At 51.6% G+C, this 17,154-nt stretch carries 15 protein-coding genes; 14 read left to right on the forward strand and 1 reads right to left on the reverse strand.

Annotated elements, in window-relative coordinates:
* Nucleotides 1-106: 106 nt before the first annotated feature.
* The gene (orn, locus tag AB4875_RS04630) at nt 107-652 is read left to right on the forward strand and encodes an oligoribonuclease (RefSeq protein WP_368374880.1); all 546 of its coding nucleotides are present in this window, start codon (nt 107-109) and stop codon (nt 650-652) included.
* A 287-nt stretch (nt 653-939) separates the two neighbouring features.
* Nucleotides 940-2,790: an autotransporter domain-containing protein gene (locus tag AB4875_RS04635; RefSeq protein WP_368374881.1), complete on the forward strand. Its 1,851-nt coding sequence runs from the start codon at nt 940-942 to the stop codon at nt 2,788-2,790.
* A gap of 72 nt (nt 2,791-2,862) precedes the next feature.
* Here the strand turns inward: AB4875_RS04635 and queG are convergent, their stop codons facing one another.
* Nucleotides 2,863-3,927, reverse strand: a complete 1,065-nt coding sequence (queG, locus tag AB4875_RS04640; RefSeq protein ID WP_368374882.1) for a tRNA epoxyqueuosine(34) reductase QueG — start codon at nt 3,925-3,927, stop codon at nt 2,863-2,865.
* Between the two features lie 93 nt (nt 3,928-4,020).
* On the opposite strand from queG, the gene AB4875_RS04645 reads away from it, so the two are divergent.
* The 12 genes from AB4875_RS04645 to AB4875_RS04700 all read left to right on the forward strand — a co-directional run bounded on the left by AB4875_RS04645 (nt 4,021) and on the right by AB4875_RS04700 (nt 16,909).
* Entirely contained in the window at nt 4,021-5,568 is a 1,548-nt protein-coding gene (locus AB4875_RS04645) for an NAD(P)H-hydrate dehydratase (protein ID WP_368374883.1), read from the forward strand.
* Nucleotides 5,552-6,046, forward strand: coding sequence for a tRNA (adenosine(37)-N6)-threonylcarbamoyltransferase complex ATPase subunit type 1 TsaE (gene tsaE / locus AB4875_RS04650; protein ID WP_368374884.1), 495 nt, complete (start codon nt 5,552-5,554; stop codon nt 6,044-6,046). The genes AB4875_RS04645 and tsaE overlap by 17 nt, the downstream gene beginning before the upstream one ends.
* Nucleotides 6,033-7,394: an N-acetylmuramoyl-L-alanine amidase gene (locus tag AB4875_RS04655; RefSeq protein WP_368374885.1), complete on the forward strand. Its 1,362-nt coding sequence runs from the start codon at nt 6,033-6,035 to the stop codon at nt 7,392-7,394. The genes tsaE and AB4875_RS04655 overlap by 14 nt, the downstream gene beginning before the upstream one ends.
* A complete protein-coding gene (gene mutL / locus AB4875_RS04660; protein ID WP_368374886.1) occupies nt 7,394-9,256 on the forward strand; it encodes a DNA mismatch repair endonuclease MutL in 1,863 nt (620 codons plus the stop codon). The genes AB4875_RS04655 and mutL overlap by 1 nt, the downstream gene beginning before the upstream one ends.
* A gap of 34 nt (nt 9,257-9,290) precedes the next feature.
* Nucleotides 9,291-10,196 (forward strand): tRNA (adenosine(37)-N6)-dimethylallyltransferase MiaA, encoded by a 906-nt coding sequence (gene miaA / locus AB4875_RS04665; RefSeq protein WP_368377045.1) that lies wholly within the window; start codon nt 9,291-9,293, stop codon nt 10,194-10,196.
* 131 nt (nt 10,197-10,327) lie between these two features.
* On the forward strand, nt 10,328-10,585 hold the full coding sequence (gene hfq / locus AB4875_RS04670) for an RNA chaperone Hfq (protein ID WP_368374887.1): 258 nt from the start codon (nt 10,328-10,330) through the stop codon (nt 10,583-10,585).
* A gap of 29 nt (nt 10,586-10,614) precedes the next feature.
* Nucleotides 10,615-11,931 (forward strand): ribosome rescue GTPase HflX, encoded by a 1,317-nt coding sequence (gene hflX, locus AB4875_RS04675; RefSeq protein ID WP_368374888.1) that lies wholly within the window; start codon nt 10,615-10,617, stop codon nt 11,929-11,931.
* A 104-nt stretch (nt 11,932-12,035) separates the two neighbouring features.
* Complete coding sequence (gene hflK / locus AB4875_RS04680) at nt 12,036-13,175, forward strand: FtsH protease activity modulator HflK (protein WP_368374889.1); 1,140 nt, start codon at nt 12,036-12,038, stop codon at nt 13,173-13,175.
* 1 nt (nt 13,176) lies between these two features.
* Entirely contained in the window at nt 13,177-14,052 is an 876-nt protein-coding gene (hflC, locus tag AB4875_RS04685; protein WP_368374890.1) for a protease modulator HflC, read from the forward strand.
* A gap of 121 nt (nt 14,053-14,173) precedes the next feature.
* Nucleotides 14,174-14,359 (forward strand): DUF2065 domain-containing protein, encoded by a 186-nt coding sequence (locus AB4875_RS04690; protein ID WP_368374891.1) that lies wholly within the window; start codon nt 14,174-14,176, stop codon nt 14,357-14,359.
* Between the two features lie 35 nt (nt 14,360-14,394).
* The gene (locus tag AB4875_RS04695; RefSeq protein ID WP_368374892.1) at nt 14,395-15,564 is read left to right on the forward strand and encodes an ATP phosphoribosyltransferase regulatory subunit; all 1,170 of its coding nucleotides are present in this window, start codon (nt 14,395-14,397) and stop codon (nt 15,562-15,564) included.
* A 52-nt stretch (nt 15,565-15,616) separates the two neighbouring features.
* Entirely contained in the window at nt 15,617-16,909 is a 1,293-nt protein-coding gene (locus tag AB4875_RS04700; protein WP_368374893.1) for an adenylosuccinate synthase, read from the forward strand.
* Nucleotides 16,910-17,154 lie beyond the last annotated feature (245 nt).

Consider the following 17,154-nt stretch of genomic DNA (forward strand, 5'->3'; position numbering starts at 1 on the left):
TCGACACTTTGCGTGATTGTGGATGTAAGTCGCGCGCGCTGTTATTCGCAAGAGTATGCAGCCGAATACAGCAATAGCTATTAAATGTCGCGTTGGAGGCGGTCTTATGGATAAAGCACAGAACTTAATTTGGATCGATCTGGAAATGACCGGTCTGGATACTCTAAATGACCACATTATTGAAATTGCGACTGTGGTGACTGACGCTAATTTGAATGTGATTGCCGAAGGGCCGGTATTGGCGATTCATCAACCGGACGAGGTCTTGGCTGAGATGGATGAGTGGAATACCCGCCAACATGGCCAGTCCGGCCTGACCAAGCGTGTGCAAGACACCTGCATTACTGCGCAAGAAGCGGAACGTCTCACCCTGGCATTCTTAGATAAACAGGTTGAGAAGGGCGCGTCGCCCATGTGCGGTAATAGTATCTGCCAAGATCGCCGTTTTATGGCTCGTGAAATGCCGGCGCTAGAAGCGTATTTTCACTACCGCAATTTGGATGTAAGTAGCCTTAAAGAGTTAGCTAGACGCTGGCGTCCGGATTTGAGCGCTGGCCTGAAAAAGTCGGCAACACATCTTGCGCTAGATGATATTTATGACTCGATTGCTGAGCTTAGCTACTACCGCGAGCATTTTCTTCGCTTATCCTAATTCCCTCCCCAAAGTTGCTCGTGATCGCCTGAAACGGCGGTGCGAGCTATCTCGCTATTATTTTCCCTCTAAATTATTGCCCGCTTTTGCGTAAGTGTAATTTGTCTTCTATGTTTAAGCAGCTATCAGTATTTACCCGTATTGTTGTTCGGCTTTAAAACGGGTCTTGTAGCACACTATGTTGTCGACGAAAACTTGGCAGAGCTTGGTTGAGCTATTTACCCAGAATAGCGTAATCAAAGCCGGATTGACGACGAACTAAGGCAATAATAAGCAGGTGAGATGCTATGAGAAAACTAACCGCACTATGTGTGGCTTCATTATTATGTTCTCCTTTGTCCGCGCAAAGTTATTTTGATGAGCTGGTCATCTTTGGTGACAGTTTGTTAGACAGCGGAAATCTTGGACTACGATTTACTAACCGGCTTGGTGACGGTAATGGTGATTTTAGCGCGGGTCCCTTCGCCAATATCGCGCCCCAATATTTGGGTATGGCCCTGGGTTTACCTACCGATCCGGCAGCAGGTGGTGGTACAAACTACGCTGTGGGCGGCTATGAAACCGCAGATATTTTAAATTCGATCAATGGTACCGGCTTGGCTCTGCCGGCAGGCGGGGCAGTGGCAAGGCCTGCTTATCTGACTGAAAATAATAGCTTTAACTCCAAGGCCCTGATTTTGATTGATGGCGGCGGCAATGATTTTCTCAATGGCACTGCCTTCGATCAGGCGACTATCGTTAACTCGGCACAAACATTGATCGCGGGTGTTTCTGCCATCAGTGCGGCCGGTGGTCGATATATTATGCTCAGCAATTTACCTGATCTAGGCAATACCGCTGCTGTCCAAGCTCAAAATTTGGGCGCTCCCGGTTCTGCCGCCGCCTCCTCTGCGGGTGCTGCCGGCTATAATCAGGCTTTAACGACCTTTGCGAATTTTAGTCAAGCCAATATCATTCCAGTGGATTTGGCGGGGGTTATTAATTACATCTCTGATAATGCCGAAGCCTATGGCTTTGCTAATGGCACGAACGCGGCTTTTGGGCCGCTGGCGACGTTAGATCAACGGTATATGTGTTTCGATGCTAGCGGCGGGGGTTGTGCGGAGCATCCGGTCTTCGGTATTAGCGCCGCTACTCCAGACCCAGATAAGTTATTATTTAATGACGGTGTTCATCCTACCGCTAAAGTCGGCGAAATTACCGGCGACTACCTGATTGATATTGTGGTTGCACCGCAGCTCGTTGGCCAGCTTTCTGGTATTGCCTTAGGCATTGCGCGTACTCAGCACGACAGCTTGACGCAAACGATGCGCGAGAATCGCTGGTATGAAAATACCAGCCGGATCTTCATTAATGCCAGCGGCGCCAATGAAGATACTCCCAGCGGTGGTGATCATCAAACCTCCCATCTCACCCTTGGTATAAGTAATGCTGTGTCGCCAGCCATGAGTGTCGGGGCTGCGCTTAATATGGCAAAACATGAGACCGATACCGACGGTGCTGACTTTTCAGCGACCAGTGTTGGTTTGAGCGGTTTGGCTAACTACCGCGAGGGTCAGTGGTTGGCCGAAGGTAGCGTGGGTTTGAGCGTCATTGACTACGGTGATTTGGATCGCCGCTTTAACTTGGGTGATCGTGCGCTGACAGCTAGTGGTGGCACCGATGGCTACGGCTGGCATTTTGATGGTCAGGTGGCTTATCAGCTGACGTCATCGAAAACGCTGAGCGTGGCGCCAGCACTGGGTGCCCGCTTATTGAGCGGCAAAGTTGATGGCTACACTGAGTCCGGCGGAGCAGTATCTAATTACCAATGGGGTGAGCAGAGCCGCCAAAGCCGTCAGGTTCGAGCTGGCCTGTTAGCTAATATGGCAGTGAGTGAGGGCGTTAGTTTCTTCGCGGAAGTGTTCTCTGTATCTGAACTTGAAGACGGTGACGAAACTGTTGAAGTGACTAATACTAACTTGGCCTTTAGCAGTTATCGGATGCCTACTTACAGCGCAGATGACGACACCTTTGTGGATGCGACTATCGGCGCGTCTGTGGCCTTGGACAAGTCTCGCTTAGCCTTAAATGTTAATTACAGCGATGAAGGGGAAGGGCGTGAAAGCGTGATGCTGAATTATTCATTGCCTTTTTAGGAACTGAACTCGTAGTAACAAGAGCCCTGTATAAGTGAATTATATGGGGCTTTTTTTCGTCTACAGCATGAGCTACACGACGTGGCCTTGTTGCTTTGTCAGCGCCCAATCAATGTGTTCCCGGGCCATTTCGTCCGCTGCGGGGTATTGGGATTCCAGTGCTAGCACAGCGGCATTGCTTGCAGGGGCATTGCCTATGCCTACTGCGAGGTTCCGCAGCCAGCGCTGATAGCCAATGCGGCGAATAGCGGAGCCTGCGGTGTTGTCTAAAAACTCTTGTTCGGTCCATAAAAATAAGGTGAGCAATTCACTATCATCGAGCTGATGGCGCGGTGAAAAATCGGTTTCTTTTGAAGGCTGCGCAAATTTATTCCAGGGGCAGACTAATTGGCAGTCGTCGCAGCCAAATACGCGGTTCCCCATCAGGGGGCGCAAGTCTTCGGGGATGCTGTCTTTTAATTCGATCGTTAGATAAGAAATACAGCGCCGGGCGTCAACTTGATAGGGTGCGACAATAGCGCCGGTAGGGCAATCATCAAGGCAGGCGCGACAGCTGCCGCAATGACCGACTTCCTGTGGGGGATCTGTCGGTAGGGGTATGTCGGTGTAAATTTCGCCCAAGAAAAACCACGAGCCGGCTTTGCTATTGATGAGCATACTGTTTTTGCCTATCCAGCCCAGTCCGGCCTGCTCGGCAAAGCCGCGCTCTAACACCGGTGCGCTGTCTACAAAGGCGCGATGGCTGCCGCCGGCGACGGCGCTGATTTTTGCGGCCAATTGGCCTAGGCGTTTGCGAATTAATTTGTGGTAATCCCGACCCAAGGCGTATCTGGAAATATAGGCTTTATTAGGGTCGCTAAGAATAGTGTCACAGCTTTCGCCGTCCGGTAAATAATCTAGACGAGCGCTGATGACACGAATGGTGCCCGGCAGTAATTCATCGGCTGCGGCGCGCAGTCCTTCGCGTTCCGCCATATAACTCATTTCGCCGTGGTATTCTTTTGCCAGCCAGTTGTGGAGATGTTCGGCGTGGGCGGCATTACTGGCGGGACTAATACCAATATGGGCGAAGCCTAGTTCCTGGCCCCACGCTTTTACTTGTTCGGCAAGCGTTGCGTAATCGGTATTCGCTGTCATCGGATTGCCTGTTTCTGCCCGCGCGCTATGATGGTGGAATGACTGTATCTTTATTAAGTGCTTTCGCATTTTACACATTAGGGAAACGTCTGTATGTCACAGCCAGAAACTATCGAACCGGAAATACTCTATACCGCCGCGCAGGTGCGTGAGCTGGATAGACTCGCCATTGCTAGCGGTATACCTGGGATAGAGCTGATGAGTAGAGCTGGCTTGGCTGCATATAGACAAGTGCAGCAGCGCTGGCCCGATCACTCCCCCGTCGAGGTGTTTTGCGGTGGCGGCAATAATGGCGGCGACGGTTACATTATTGCGGCACTGGCCAAAGTGGATGGTTTGCCGGTGCGGGTATGGGCCTTAGCGGATCCCGCCTTATTGCAAGGAGACGCCGCACTGGCAATGCAGCAGGCTTTGGACGCGGGGGTGGAGATCCAGTCTTGGCAAGGTGAAGAGCCGGATTTAAACAGCGTCATTGTCGATGCGATGCTAGGTACAGGTTTGAGCGGCGTGGTTCGCGAAAAATACATGCAGGCGATTTCGACCATTAATGCCTGTGGCGCGCCGGTGTTGGCAATAGACGTGCCCTCCGGCCTGTGTAGCGATACTGGTAGCCAGCTTGGTGTCGCCGTTCGGGCTTCAGCGACCATTAGCTTTATTGGTCGAAAGCGCGGTTTATATACTTTAGCGGGAAGTGATTGCGCTGGTTGCAAAGTGTTTGATGGCTTGGCGGTGCCGAGAGGAGTCTATCGGCAACTTAATGTCAGTAGAGCCGAAACAACACTGCATTTGAATGGCGCTTCAATGTTAGCGCAGTGGGGCGCGCGGCCTCGTAACGCCCACAAGGGCATGTTTGGTCATGTCTTGGTGGTCGGTGGTGATTTAGGAATGGCGGGTGCAAATTTACTGGCGTCAAGCGCGGCGGCTCGCAGTGGCGCGGGTTTGGTGTCGTGCGTTACGCAACCGCAACACAGCGGCATTTTTATTGCTGCTAGGCCCGAGTTGATGGTGCATGGAATAAGTCGCGAGCAGTTGGCTAGCGGCGATACCTTGGACTCATTGATTGAAAAGGCCAGTGTCATTGTGATTGGCCCTGGGCTTGGTCAAGGGTCTTGGGGGCAATCGCTGTTAAAGGCGGTTTTGCACTCTGATAAACCTCTGGTGGTAGACGCGGACGCACTTAATTTGTTGGCCCTGAGCCCTGAGCTCCTGCATTCTCACAGCGGGCCACGTATACTCACGCCACATCCAGGTGAAGCGGCGAGACTGTTGGCGTGTAGTACCGTCGCAGTGCAGAGCGATCGCTTTGCGAGCGTGATGGCCTTGCGGGATAAATATCAGGCGACAGTGCTGCTCAAAGGCGCGGGGACGCTTATCGCCGATGCAGACAGCGCATCGCCGCTGTACTTAAATAGCGGTGGTAATCCCGGAATGGCGACCGGCGGTATGGGCGACGTACTTTCTGGCGTCATCGCCGCGTTCATTGCGCAGGGGCATCCACCCACTGCGGCAACGTGTTTGGCGGCTGCGGTTCACGCTGCCGCTGCAGATTGCGCGGCTAGACAGGGCGAGAGAGGTATGCTGGCTGGCGATGTTATTGATAATTTACGAGGTGTGATCAACGGGTATGCAGCGGTATCTTGACGGTGAGGCCGATACGGTGGCGGCGGGAGAGTCTTTGGGTAAGGCGATGCGCGGCGGTGTTGTGGTGTATTTGGATGGCCAATTAGGCGCGGGTAAAACCACTTTTTGTCGCGGGGTACTGCGGGCGTTTGGCTATGCTGGCCCGGTAAAAAGTCCAACCTATACCTTAGTAGAGGCGTATGAAGACTTAGTTTGGGCAACGGAACCGCCGGAGCTTAAGACGGTCAGTGTTTATCACTTCGATTTATATCGCCTCGGCGATCCTGAAGAGCTGGAGTATATGGGTATTCGCGATTATTTTAATGATGATGCGGTGTGTTTAATCGAATGGCCTCAGCGCGGCCGTGGCTTTTTGCCATCTGCTGACATAATGGTTAGCATTGAAGCGCAGGGAGCAGGTCGCATTATTGCCGCGCGGGGCGAGACTTTACGTGGGCAGAAAATTCTGGCGCAGTTGAGCGAATATGAAACGGATTAGCAGTGCAGTATTATGCGGTTTACTTTTGTTGGCTGTGACCGTGCAGGCCACAGAGGTGCGCGACGTCCGATTTTGGCGAGCACCGGACCACAGCCGGGTGGTATTTGATCTAAGTGGGCCGGTAGAGCATGAGCTGATTACTCTAGATAGTCCCAAGCGACTCGTGATTGATATACAGGGCGCCACACTCACCTCTGATACCAGCAAACTTGAATTTACCAATAGCCCTATCACTCGCCTGCGCCATGCTGAGAAGCCGGGTGGCGCATTACGCATCGTGTTTGATCTGAGTAACGATGTCCAAGTCAGAAGTTTTTTGCTCTCCGCCAGCGGTGATTTACATGATCGCTTGGTGGTGGACTTTTTAGATAAAGGTGAAAGTAGCGCCAGCGCTGCGAACCCAAGCGCGCCTAGGGTTCTTAAAAGTATGGAAAACAGCTCGCATCGCGATGTTGTGATTGCTATTGATGCGGGTCACGGCGGGGAAGATCCTGGCGCTATCGGTCCTGGCGGGGTTAAAGAAAAAGATGTGGTCTACAAGATTGCTCAGCGCCTAAAGGAACGTTTTGAGGGCAAGAAAGGCTATCGCGTGGTGATGATTCGCGACGGTGATTACTATGTGGGCCTTGCTAAGCGTCGCGATCTAGCGAGAAAGGCGCAGGCAGATTTCTTCGTGTCCATTCACGCAGATGCATTTACCAATCCCCGCGCGAATGGTAGTTCGGTATACGCTCTTTCTAAGCGCGGTGCGACCAGCGCGGCTGCGCGGATATTGGCGCAAAGGGAAAATGACGCTGACTTAGTCGGCGGTGTTAGTTTGTCAGACAAAGATCAGGTGCTTGCCGGGGTGCTCACAGATTTATCGATGACCGCGACTTTGGATGCGAGCTTAAGTGTGGGCAGCCAGTTATTGGGTGAGATGGGTAAAATTTCTCGTTTGCATAGCAAGCGGGTTGAGCAGGCGGGTTTCGCGGTATTGAAGTCACCAGATATTCCATCCCTCTTGGTCGAAACCGGTTTTATCTCTAATCCGCATGAGGCCGGAAAACTCAAAACCTCGCATTACCAGAGTCAAATGTCGCAGGCTATATACGAAGGTATCGATCGTTATTTTCGCGAAAGTCCGCCGCCAGATACGTATTTTGCGGCGGTTAAACGCGGTGATATTTCGCCAGCTAGCGGTCCGGCGCTCGCCTCAGGTGTTCGAGAATACGTGATTGCCAGCGGCGATACGCTGTCTGGTATTGCACATCGCTACAATGTGCCGCTTCGCGATTTGCAGCGTAAAAATAAATTGTCGGGTAGTGATATCCGTGTCGGTCAGAAAATACAGATTCCCGCATCCTAATGACAAAAATCCATTTGCTAGACCCGCGCTTGGCTAACCAAATTGCTGCGGGTGAAGTTGTTGAACGACCCGCCTCAGTGGTAAAAGAGCTGCTTGAAAATAGTCTTGACGCTGGTGCTCGCCGCATAGAATTAGAAGTTGAAGAGGGCGGGGTGAAGTTGATTCGCGTGCGCGATGATGGCGAAGGTATTGCCCATGAGGACTTACCCTTAGCACTAAGTCGACATGCCACGAGTAAAATTACTGTACTTGAAGATTTGGAGTCAGTTGCGAGCTTAGGGTTTCGCGGTGAGGCCTTGGCAAGTATAAGTTCGGTGTCGCGTTTGAGTTTAAGTACCGCGCGTGAAGGCAGTGATTCTGGCTGGTCGGCTCGCAGTGAAGGCCGAGATATGGAGGCGGTGCTATCGCCAGTGGCACATCCACGGGGCACGACGGTCGAAGTGCGTGATCTGTTTTTTAATACACCGGCGCGACGTAAATTTCTGCGCACCGAGAAAACCGAGTTTAATCATTTGGATGAAGTGGTTAAACGCCAAGCTTTAAGCCGCTACGATGTTGGTTTTTCCCTGCGCCACAATGGCCGAGCGATTCATAGTCTTAAGCCTGCAGATAGCCAGTTAGAACAAGAGCGTCGTCTAGCCGCAGTGTGCGGGCCTGCTTTTATGGAGCAGGCTTTATTTATCGATCGCGAGGCAATGGGGCTGCGTTTATGGGGCTGGGTTGCTTTGCCAAGCTTTTCCCGCAGCCAGGCCGATTTACAGCATTTTTACGTTAATGGCCGCTATGTGCGTGATCGCTTGGTTGTTCATGCCGTGCGCCAGGCCTACCGAGACGTATTGTTTCACGGTCGTCATCCGGCCTTTGTTTTGTATCTGGAATTGGCCCCCGCCTCAGTGGATGTGAATGTGCATCCCACTAAACATGAGGTGCGTTTTCGCGATGGCCGCACCGTCCACGATTTTATATTCCGCACTTTGCACAAAGTATTGGCGGATGTGCGCCCAGAGACAGTCGAACAGAATGCATCGCTACCTGCGCTGACCAGCGAGCCGATGATGGCGATGCCTGAAACGCAGTCGGCGATGTCGCTAGCAGCCAGTGGCGCAGGGTCCAGTACCAGCGGCTTGGCCTCAACGCCGACCGACTTTGCGGGTGGATATCAATCTCAGTATCGACCGCAGTTTGCATCCTCGCAGTCCTCAGGTGTTGCTGACCAACAGGCAGCTTATCAGCGTCTGCATGCGGCAGCGGATGGTGATGGTGAAGGCAGCCATCTTGCACCGCCACTTGGTTATGCCTTGGCGCAGTTGAAGGGCGTATATATTCTGGCGGAAAATCAGCAGGGCTTGGTGTTAGTGGACATGCATGCGGCGCATGAACGAATTACCTACGAGCGTATGAAAAATGCTCGCGACGGCGAGGGTATTCGCAGTCAGCCCCTGTTAGTACCAATCAATCTTGCAGTCAGTGAGCGTGAGGCCGATTGCGCTGAGCAGCATGGCGAGGTGTTTGCTGAATTAGGTATGCGAATTGAGCGAGCCGCAGCTGAGTCGGTCATTGTTCGAGAATTGCCGGCAATTTTGGCTGACACCTCGGTGGAGCAGCTGGTGAGGGATGTGTTGTCAGATTTGCTGGAATTTGGCAGCAGTGATCGTATTCGCGCCCATATTAATGAAATTCTTTCGACTATGGCCTGCCACGGCTCAGTTAGGGCAAACAGACGTTTAACCTTGCCGGAGATGAACAGTTTGCTGCGCGATATGGAAGCCACCGAGCGCAGCGGGCAGTGTAATCACGGTCGTCCAACCTGGGTACAGGTCGGTATGGCAGAACTTGATAAATGGTTTTTGCGTGGCCGCTAAGACGGATGCCGATTTACCCCATGCTATTTTTTTGATGGGTCCGACTGCCGCGGGCAAAACAGCTTTGGCACTGGCATTGAGTGAGCGCTTGTCCTGCGATTTAATCAGTGTCGATTCGGCCTTGGTATACCGCGGTTTGAACATTGGAAGTGCCAAACCGGACAGTGCGACTTTGGCGCGCTATCCCCACCAGTTAATTGATATTCGTGAGCCTTCAGAACCCTATTCGGCCGCCGAATTTCGCCAAGATGCGCTAGCGGCGATGGCCAAGAGTGCGGCGGCGGGCCGTATCCCGGTGCTGGTTGGCGGCACAATGTTGTACTTCAAAGCGCTAATTGAAGGTCTGGCCGATATGCCCAGTGCCAATCAAGAGGTCCGTGCGGACATTGCCGCCTTGGCAGCGGGGCGAGGGTGGTCTGCAGTGCATGAGGAGCTGGCGGCGGTCGATCCTGCCTCTGCTGAACGAATTCATCCCAACCACTCCCAGCGCTTGTCGCGGGCGCTAGAAGTTTACCGAATTAGCGGTATAACTATGAGTGAGTGGCAGGCTAGACAGGCCGTGCAGGTACTGCCTTATCGAGTGCACCAATTTGCTATTGCTCCCCCAGATCGAGCTGAGCTTCACGCTCGTATACATATTCGTTTGCAGCAGATGTTTGCCGGTGGATTTATTGAGGAGGTGGCGGGGTTGATGGCTCGCGGCGATCTTCATCCTGATCTGCCCTCTATACGAGCGGTAGGTTACCGGCAGGTTTGGGAGCATTTACGGGGTGACTATGATGAGGGCGTCGCGTTTGAACGGGCCTTAATCGCGACTCGCCAATTAGCCAAGCGACAGTTAACGTGGTTGCGGGGTTGGTCAGATTTAATGTGGCTAGATTCTGGCGAAACAACAGATTCTCAGCTAAATAAGGTGTTGATGCATCTGGCGCTGCCGTAGGACATTAACTTACGGTATACTGCAAATTACCCAGTCTGATGGCGAACTTATTTGTAAGTTTGCGATCCATATTGCTGCTTTTATTGATACGTTTTATCAACGCCCGGTTTGGGCATACAGGAGGCTACACCATGTCAAAAGGGCATAGCTTACAAGACCCTTATCTGAATATTCTTCGCAAGGAGCGTATTCCGGTATCTATTTATTTGGTCAACGGCATTAAATTGCAGGGCCAAATCGAATCATTCGACCAGTTCGTGGTGCTGCTGAAAAATACAGTTAGCCAGATGGTCTACAAACACGCTATTTCTACTGTTGTACCGTCTCGTGTCGTTCGTTTACCGATGGCGCATCCGCCAGAAGACGACGAAGATCAAGAAGACGTTTAACAGCGGTTTCCTTGAATTGAGGTTCGTCCTTGCTATTTGAAAGACCTAATTCCGGTGAGCGCGCAATACTCGTTCACTTGGATTTTCACAGTGAAGACGAGCGCGAAGATTCCAACGAATTTGTGCAGCTGGTGACATCTGCTGGGGGCGATCCGGTCGCCTTCATTACTGGTTCGCGCAAGCGCCCAGATGCACGTTTATTCGTTGGTACGGGCAAGCTTGAAGAAATTCGCGAAGCGCTTGCCGTCAATGGCGGCGAGCTAGTGTTGTTTAATCATGCTCTTTCCCCTAGTCAGGAACGCAATATTGAACGCGAGTTACAGTGTCGCGTGCTTGATCGTACCGGATTGATTCTCGATATTTTTGCTCAACGTGCGAATACCCACGAGGGTAAGTTGCAGGTGGAGCTCGCTCAATTGCAGCATATGGCTACTCGCTTAGTGAGGGGGTGGACGCATCTCGAGCGCCAAAAAGGTGGGATTGGCTTGCGTGGCCCTGGTGAAAGTCAGTTGGAAACCGACCGGCGATTGTTGCGGGCGCGTATTACAACTATTCAGGCGCGCTTACAGAAAGTGCGCAAACAGCGCGAGCAGGCACGGCGAGCGCGGCGCCGTGCAGAGATCCCAGCCCTGTCGTTGGTGGGTTATACCAATGCGGGCAAGTCGACACTGTTCAATGTGTTGACGGCCTCTGAGGTCTATGCCGCAGATCAGCTGTTTGCAACCCTAGATCCCACAGTGAGGCGCATTAAAGTGGGCGACGTCGGTCCAGTTATTTTGGCTGACACGGTTGGTTTTATACGGCATCTGCCCCATAAACTGGTAGAAGCATTTCGAGCAACCTTGGAAGAAGCCGTGATGGCGGATTTGCTGGTTCACGTCATCGACTGCGCTGATCCTGAGCGGCAAGACAATGTGAAGCAGGTATTAGGGGTGTTAGCGGAAATCGGCGCTGGGGATATTCCGCTCCTTGAGGTGTATAACAAAACTGACCTGATTGATACCGAGCCGCGTATAGATCGTAATGATCAAGGCAGGCCGGTAAGGGTGTGGCTATCTGCTCGCGACTCTAGGGGTTTGGCGTTTTTCTATCAGGCACTTAGTGAAATCCTCGGCAATGAGATTTGTGAAACTTGTATTACCTTAAGTGCCGGTCAAGGTCGTTTGCGAGGCTTGCTTTATGATCTTGGTGCGGTAATGGATGAGCAGCTTAGTGATGATGGTTCGCAGTATTTACAGTTGAGATTACTAGAGTCAGATTGGCAGCGATTTTTGTCAAACGAGTCCGTCAGTGAAGCGTCTTTGAGTTCGACTCGTCCGGTTAGCACGCAGGAAGAATTCTGCTAGACTGCCAGCCGGATAATAGGTTGTTGAATAGCTGATTCTATGCGGTGGCCAGTGTGGTCGTGATAATTTAATAGCGGAACAATACGTTAACATAGGAGAGGGTTATGGCTTGGAATGAGCCGGGTGGTGGTAAAGACAACGATCCTTGGGGTGGAAAAAACCAGGGGCCGCCAGATTTGGATGAAGCGCTTAAAAAGCTTCAAGAAAAGCTTGCTAGTATTTTCGGCGGAGGTAAGAAATCTAACGGAGGTAATGGTGGTGACATAAAAATAGGGGCAAGCACGCTAGCGATAATTGCCGTATTGGCGGGTGTTGTGTGGGGTCTGTTTGGCTTCTATCAGGTTGATCAGCAAGAGCGCGCGGTCGTATTGCGACTGGGTGTGTATCACGAAACCGTGATGCCAGGTTTGCGTTGGAATCCGCCGCTCGTGGATGAAGTGAATAAAATCAACGTCACTAAAGTGCGTGGTGTTACCAGTCGCGGTCAGATGTTGACCGAAGACGAAAATATCGTTGATGTCTCGCTGTCTGTTCAGTACACAGTGGTTGATCCTGCGAACTTTTTGCTGAAAGTGAAAAGCCCCGAGCTGAGCTTGGAGCACGCCTTGGAGAGCGCCCTACGCCATGTGGTTGGCAGCTCAAAAATGGATCAGGTTATCACCGAAGGTCGTGAGCAGATTGCGGTTGATACCCAGCAGCGTTTGCAGCGATATTTGTATACCTACCAAAGCGGTATTTTGGTTGCCAAGGTCAATATTGAAGACGCGCAAGCGCCATCGCAAGTGCAGGATGCGTTTGATGACGTAACTCGCGCCAAAGAAGACCGTGAACGCCTAAAGAATGAGGCTGAAGCGTACGCCAATGGCATTATTCCAGAAGCTCGCGGTGCTGCTCAGCGTCAGTTAGAAGAAGCGCAGGCTTATAAAGAGCAGGTTGTTGCCAGATCTGATGGTGAGGCGCAGCGTTTTACAAAACTATTCTCAGAGTATCGCAAGTCACCTCAGGTAACTCGTGAGCGTTTGTATATAGACGCTCTAGAAACCTTATATAGTGATGCAACAAAAGTCATGGTCGATGTCGACGGTGGCAATAATATGATGTATCTGCCGCTCGATAAATTGATGGATAAGTCTGTCACTAGTCGCAGTGGGTCTCAAGAAGACCTCGATATTCGTGCCTTGACGGATAAAGTGGTTGAGCAGTTACGCCGCGACACGCAGACCACCCGCAGGGAGGGCCGTTAAAATGGGTAATCGTTCTTTTACCATCGTAATTTTGTTGCTGGGCGCACTCGTACTGGCATTTAATTCTCTATACATCGTGCGTGAAACCGAGAGAGCTGTATTGCTTAAATTCGGTGAAGTGGTTGACCCTGATATTAATGTGGGTCTGCATATTAAAACGCCGTTCGTGCATATGGTACGTAAGTTTGATCGTCGTATTCTTACCCTAGATGCGCCAACGCAGCGGTTTTTAACCATTGAGAAAAAGCCGCTGGATGTCGATTTTTACGCTAAATGGCGGGTAATCGACACCAAGAAGTTCTACACGGCGACCAATGGTGAAGAAATTCGCGCCGAGGGCTTGTTGGCCCAGCGTATTAATACTGGCTTGCGGAACAAATTTGGTGAGCGCACCTTCCACGAAGTGGTGTCAGGTGAGCGTGATCTGTTAATGACGGATTTGACACGCGATCTTAATCAGATCACCACCGATGAGTTTGGTATTCAGTTAGTGGATGTCCGCGTTAAACGTATTGATTTACCCTCGCAGGTTAGTCAATCGGTATTCGACCGGATGAAGTCTGAGCGCGAGCGTGAAGCGCGCGAGCAGCGTTCTACGGGGCGCGAGCTAGCCGAGAAAATTCGTGCTACCGCCGATCGTCAGCGCACAGTTATCAGTGCAAATGCTTACCGCGATGCGCAGGTGCTGCGTGGTGAGGGTGACGCGCTTGCGGCGAACACTTATGCTGCCGCCTATAGTGCTGACCCAGAGTTCTATGCCTTTGTTCGCAGCTTGGAAGCCTATCGGGCCTCCTTTAGTAATAAAGGTGACTTGCTGGTTGTCGATAGCAAAAGCGAGTTTTTCCGCTACCTGAAACAAGGTGCAGATAAGCAATAAGTTGTCTTCGCACTCCTCGCTACGGCGGGGTAGTGTGATATCATTCTCCTATCCGGGCTGATCCGAGACCGAAACGTCTTTGGGTAGCTCGGATTTTTTATGTTTGTGGCAGGCGAAACGCATGTGGCAGGAACTGTCAGTGGCTCTCAGTCTGGTACTTATTATTGAAGGTGTATTGCCATTCTTAAGCCCAGAACGCTGGCGATTAATGGCATACCGAATGGCAGATATGGACACTCGTAACGTTCGTATTGCCGGTATAATAAGTATGTTAGCGGGCCTCATATTATTGAGTGCGCTGCGATAAAGTCTGATAGTCGATCAAGAGAGCAAAAATCGCATATGACTTCGGTAGATCGTTGGCTACTTCCGGACGGTGTTGAAGAACTGTTGCCCGCGCAAGCGGCACAGGTAGAGGCACTGCGTCGGCAACTTTTAGACCTATATAAACGCTGGGGTTACGAGTTGGTGATTCCGCCTATGTTGGAATACACCGAGTCCTTATTGGTGGGCCTTGGCAGTGATATTGACTTGCTGACCTTTCGGGTGACCGATCAACTTACCGGCAGGATGATGGGTTTGCGTGCAGACATGACGCCGCAGGCTGCAAGAATAGATGCACACAGCTTGGGTCGCGATGGTCCCGTGAGATTGTGTTATGCAGGCAGTGTGCTGCATAGCAAACCGAAAAAGCCATTAGCGTCGCGCTCGCCTATCCAGTTGGGTGCTGAATTATACGGTGACAATAGTCCGGCCAGTGACTTAGAAATTATTTGCCTGATGCTGGAAACCCTGCGGGTTGCTGGCCTTGATGGTATTACCTTAGATACTGGTCACGTGGCTATATACCGTGCGGTGATTAAGGCGGCCCAGCTAAATGGGGAGCAAGAAGCGCGATACTTCGATATTTTGCAGCGTAAAGCCAAGACCGAACTGCTGGAATTTGTCGCCTCGCTAGCGGTTGATGACAGCGTTGCCGGGCATCTTTTGGTATTAAATGAATTGCACGGCGGCAGCGATGTTCTGGTTAAAGGCCGGCAGGTGTTCGCTGATATTCCCGAGGCGATTGACGCCATCGCGAGTTTGGAGCAGTTAACCGAAACCTTGGCGCAACGCATTCCCGATTTGAAATTCTATTTTGATCTGGCTGAATTACGTGGTTATCACTACCATACTGGCGTGGTGTTTTCGGCCTTGGTCCGCGAACACGGTCAGGCGCTGGCGTCGGGTGGTCGATACGATGATATTGGTCAAGTGTTCGGGCGTGCGCGCCCGGCCACCGGCTTTAGTATAGATTTAAAGGCCCTACTGGGTTTGTTGCCCTCGCTTACTGAGTCGGCAGCGATATTTGCACCATATGATTCCAGTCCTGCGCAGTGGCAGTTTGTGCAGTCTTTGCGCGAGTCTGGTGAGAAAGTGATTTGCGGTTTACCGGGGCAGGATGCCGACGCGGCATGCGATCGGGTAGTTCGCAAAGTGAAAGAACAGTGGTGCGTAGTATCACTGAATTAATTAGGCTCGTGATTGCGAGTCAGTGTATTCACCTTTATCCAGAGAAGCGGATATGAGCAAGAATGTAGTGGTGCTGGGCACCCAGTGGGGCGACGAAGGCAAAGGTAAGATCGTCGATTTACTTACAGATCAGGCTAATGCTGTTGCGCGTTTTCAAGGGGGCCACAATGCGGGTCATACCTTGGTTATCGGCGGCGAAAAGACAGTATTACATTTAATTCCGTCGGGTATTCTCCGCGAAGGCGTAACCTGCCTAATTGGCAATGGCGTGGTATTAGCGCCAGATGCCCTGTTAAAGGAAATGGCTGAACTTGAGGCCAAGGGTGTTCCTGTGCGTGAGCGCTTGCGCTTGAGTCCAGCCTGTCCCTTAATTCTTCCCTACCATGTTGCCTTGGACCAAGCGCGAGAGTTAGCGCGTGGCGAAGCAAAAATTGGTACCACAGGCCGTGGTATTGGCCCCGCCTACGAAGACAAGGTGGCGCGCCGCGGATTACGTTTAGGCGATCTTTATAACGCTGAACGGTTTGCGGTGAAATTAAAAGAAGTGATGGAATATCACAACTTTATGCTCACGGCTTACTATAAAGTTGAAGCCGTCGACTACCAAAAAACCCTTGATGACGCTCTGCGTATGGCAGAAGAGATGCGCTCAATGGTCACAGATGTCACCGGTGCACTGCATAAGTATCGTGAAGAGGGCGCAAATATTCTCTTCGAGGGTGCGCAAGGCTCCTTATTAGATATCGACCATGGAACCTATCCATTCGTCACGTCTTCTAATACCACCGCGGGCGGAACGGCCACGGGTAGTGGTTTTGGTCCACTGTATCTAGACTACGTATTGGGTATCACCAAGGCGTATACCACTCGGGTTGGCAGTGGTCCATTCCCCACCGAATTGTTCGACGACACCGGTGCCTATTTGGCCAAGAAAGGTCATGAGTTCGGTGCTACCACGGGTCGTGCGCGGCGCTGTGGTTGGTTTGATGGCGTTGGCTTGCGCCAAGCGGTGCGAATCAACAGTGTAACGGGTTTGTGCCTGACCAAGTTAGATGTGCTGGATGGCTTAGAGACAGTTCGTATTTGTGTGGATTACAAAAATCCCGCTGGCGAATCTATTGCGGCACCATTCGACTGTGAAGACTACGACACCATCACCCCAATCTATGAAGATATGCCGGGTTGGCCGGAGTCGACTGTCGGCGCGAAGTCTCTGGAAGAGCTGCCAGAAAGAGCCCGCGCCTATATCCGTCGTATCGAAGAAATCGTCGGCGTACCTATCGATATTGTGTCTACCGGGCCTGATCGAGTGGAGACTATTGTCTTGCGCCACCCTTTCGCTTGAGAAGTTAGTTAGCAAAAAAGCCGCTGATACCAGCGGCTTTTTTATATCTGCTAATTAAGGGGGCAGCCAATACACGTCTGCTTAAATCAATACAAACTATGCCTTTAGTCTGTAAGCGATACCACCGCGCTTTGCAGGCGGTTTCCTAAATATCTCCCTCGGCTCGAACAAATCCCCGTCTTACCCTCCTTAAAGTTGTCACATAACTGCAACATACTATTCATATATATGTCACCAACTCGCCC

It is taken from the genome of Zhongshania sp. R06B22 (assembly GCF_040892595.1).
GTDB lineage: Bacteria > Pseudomonadota > Gammaproteobacteria > Pseudomonadales > Spongiibacteraceae > Spongiibacter > Spongiibacter arctica.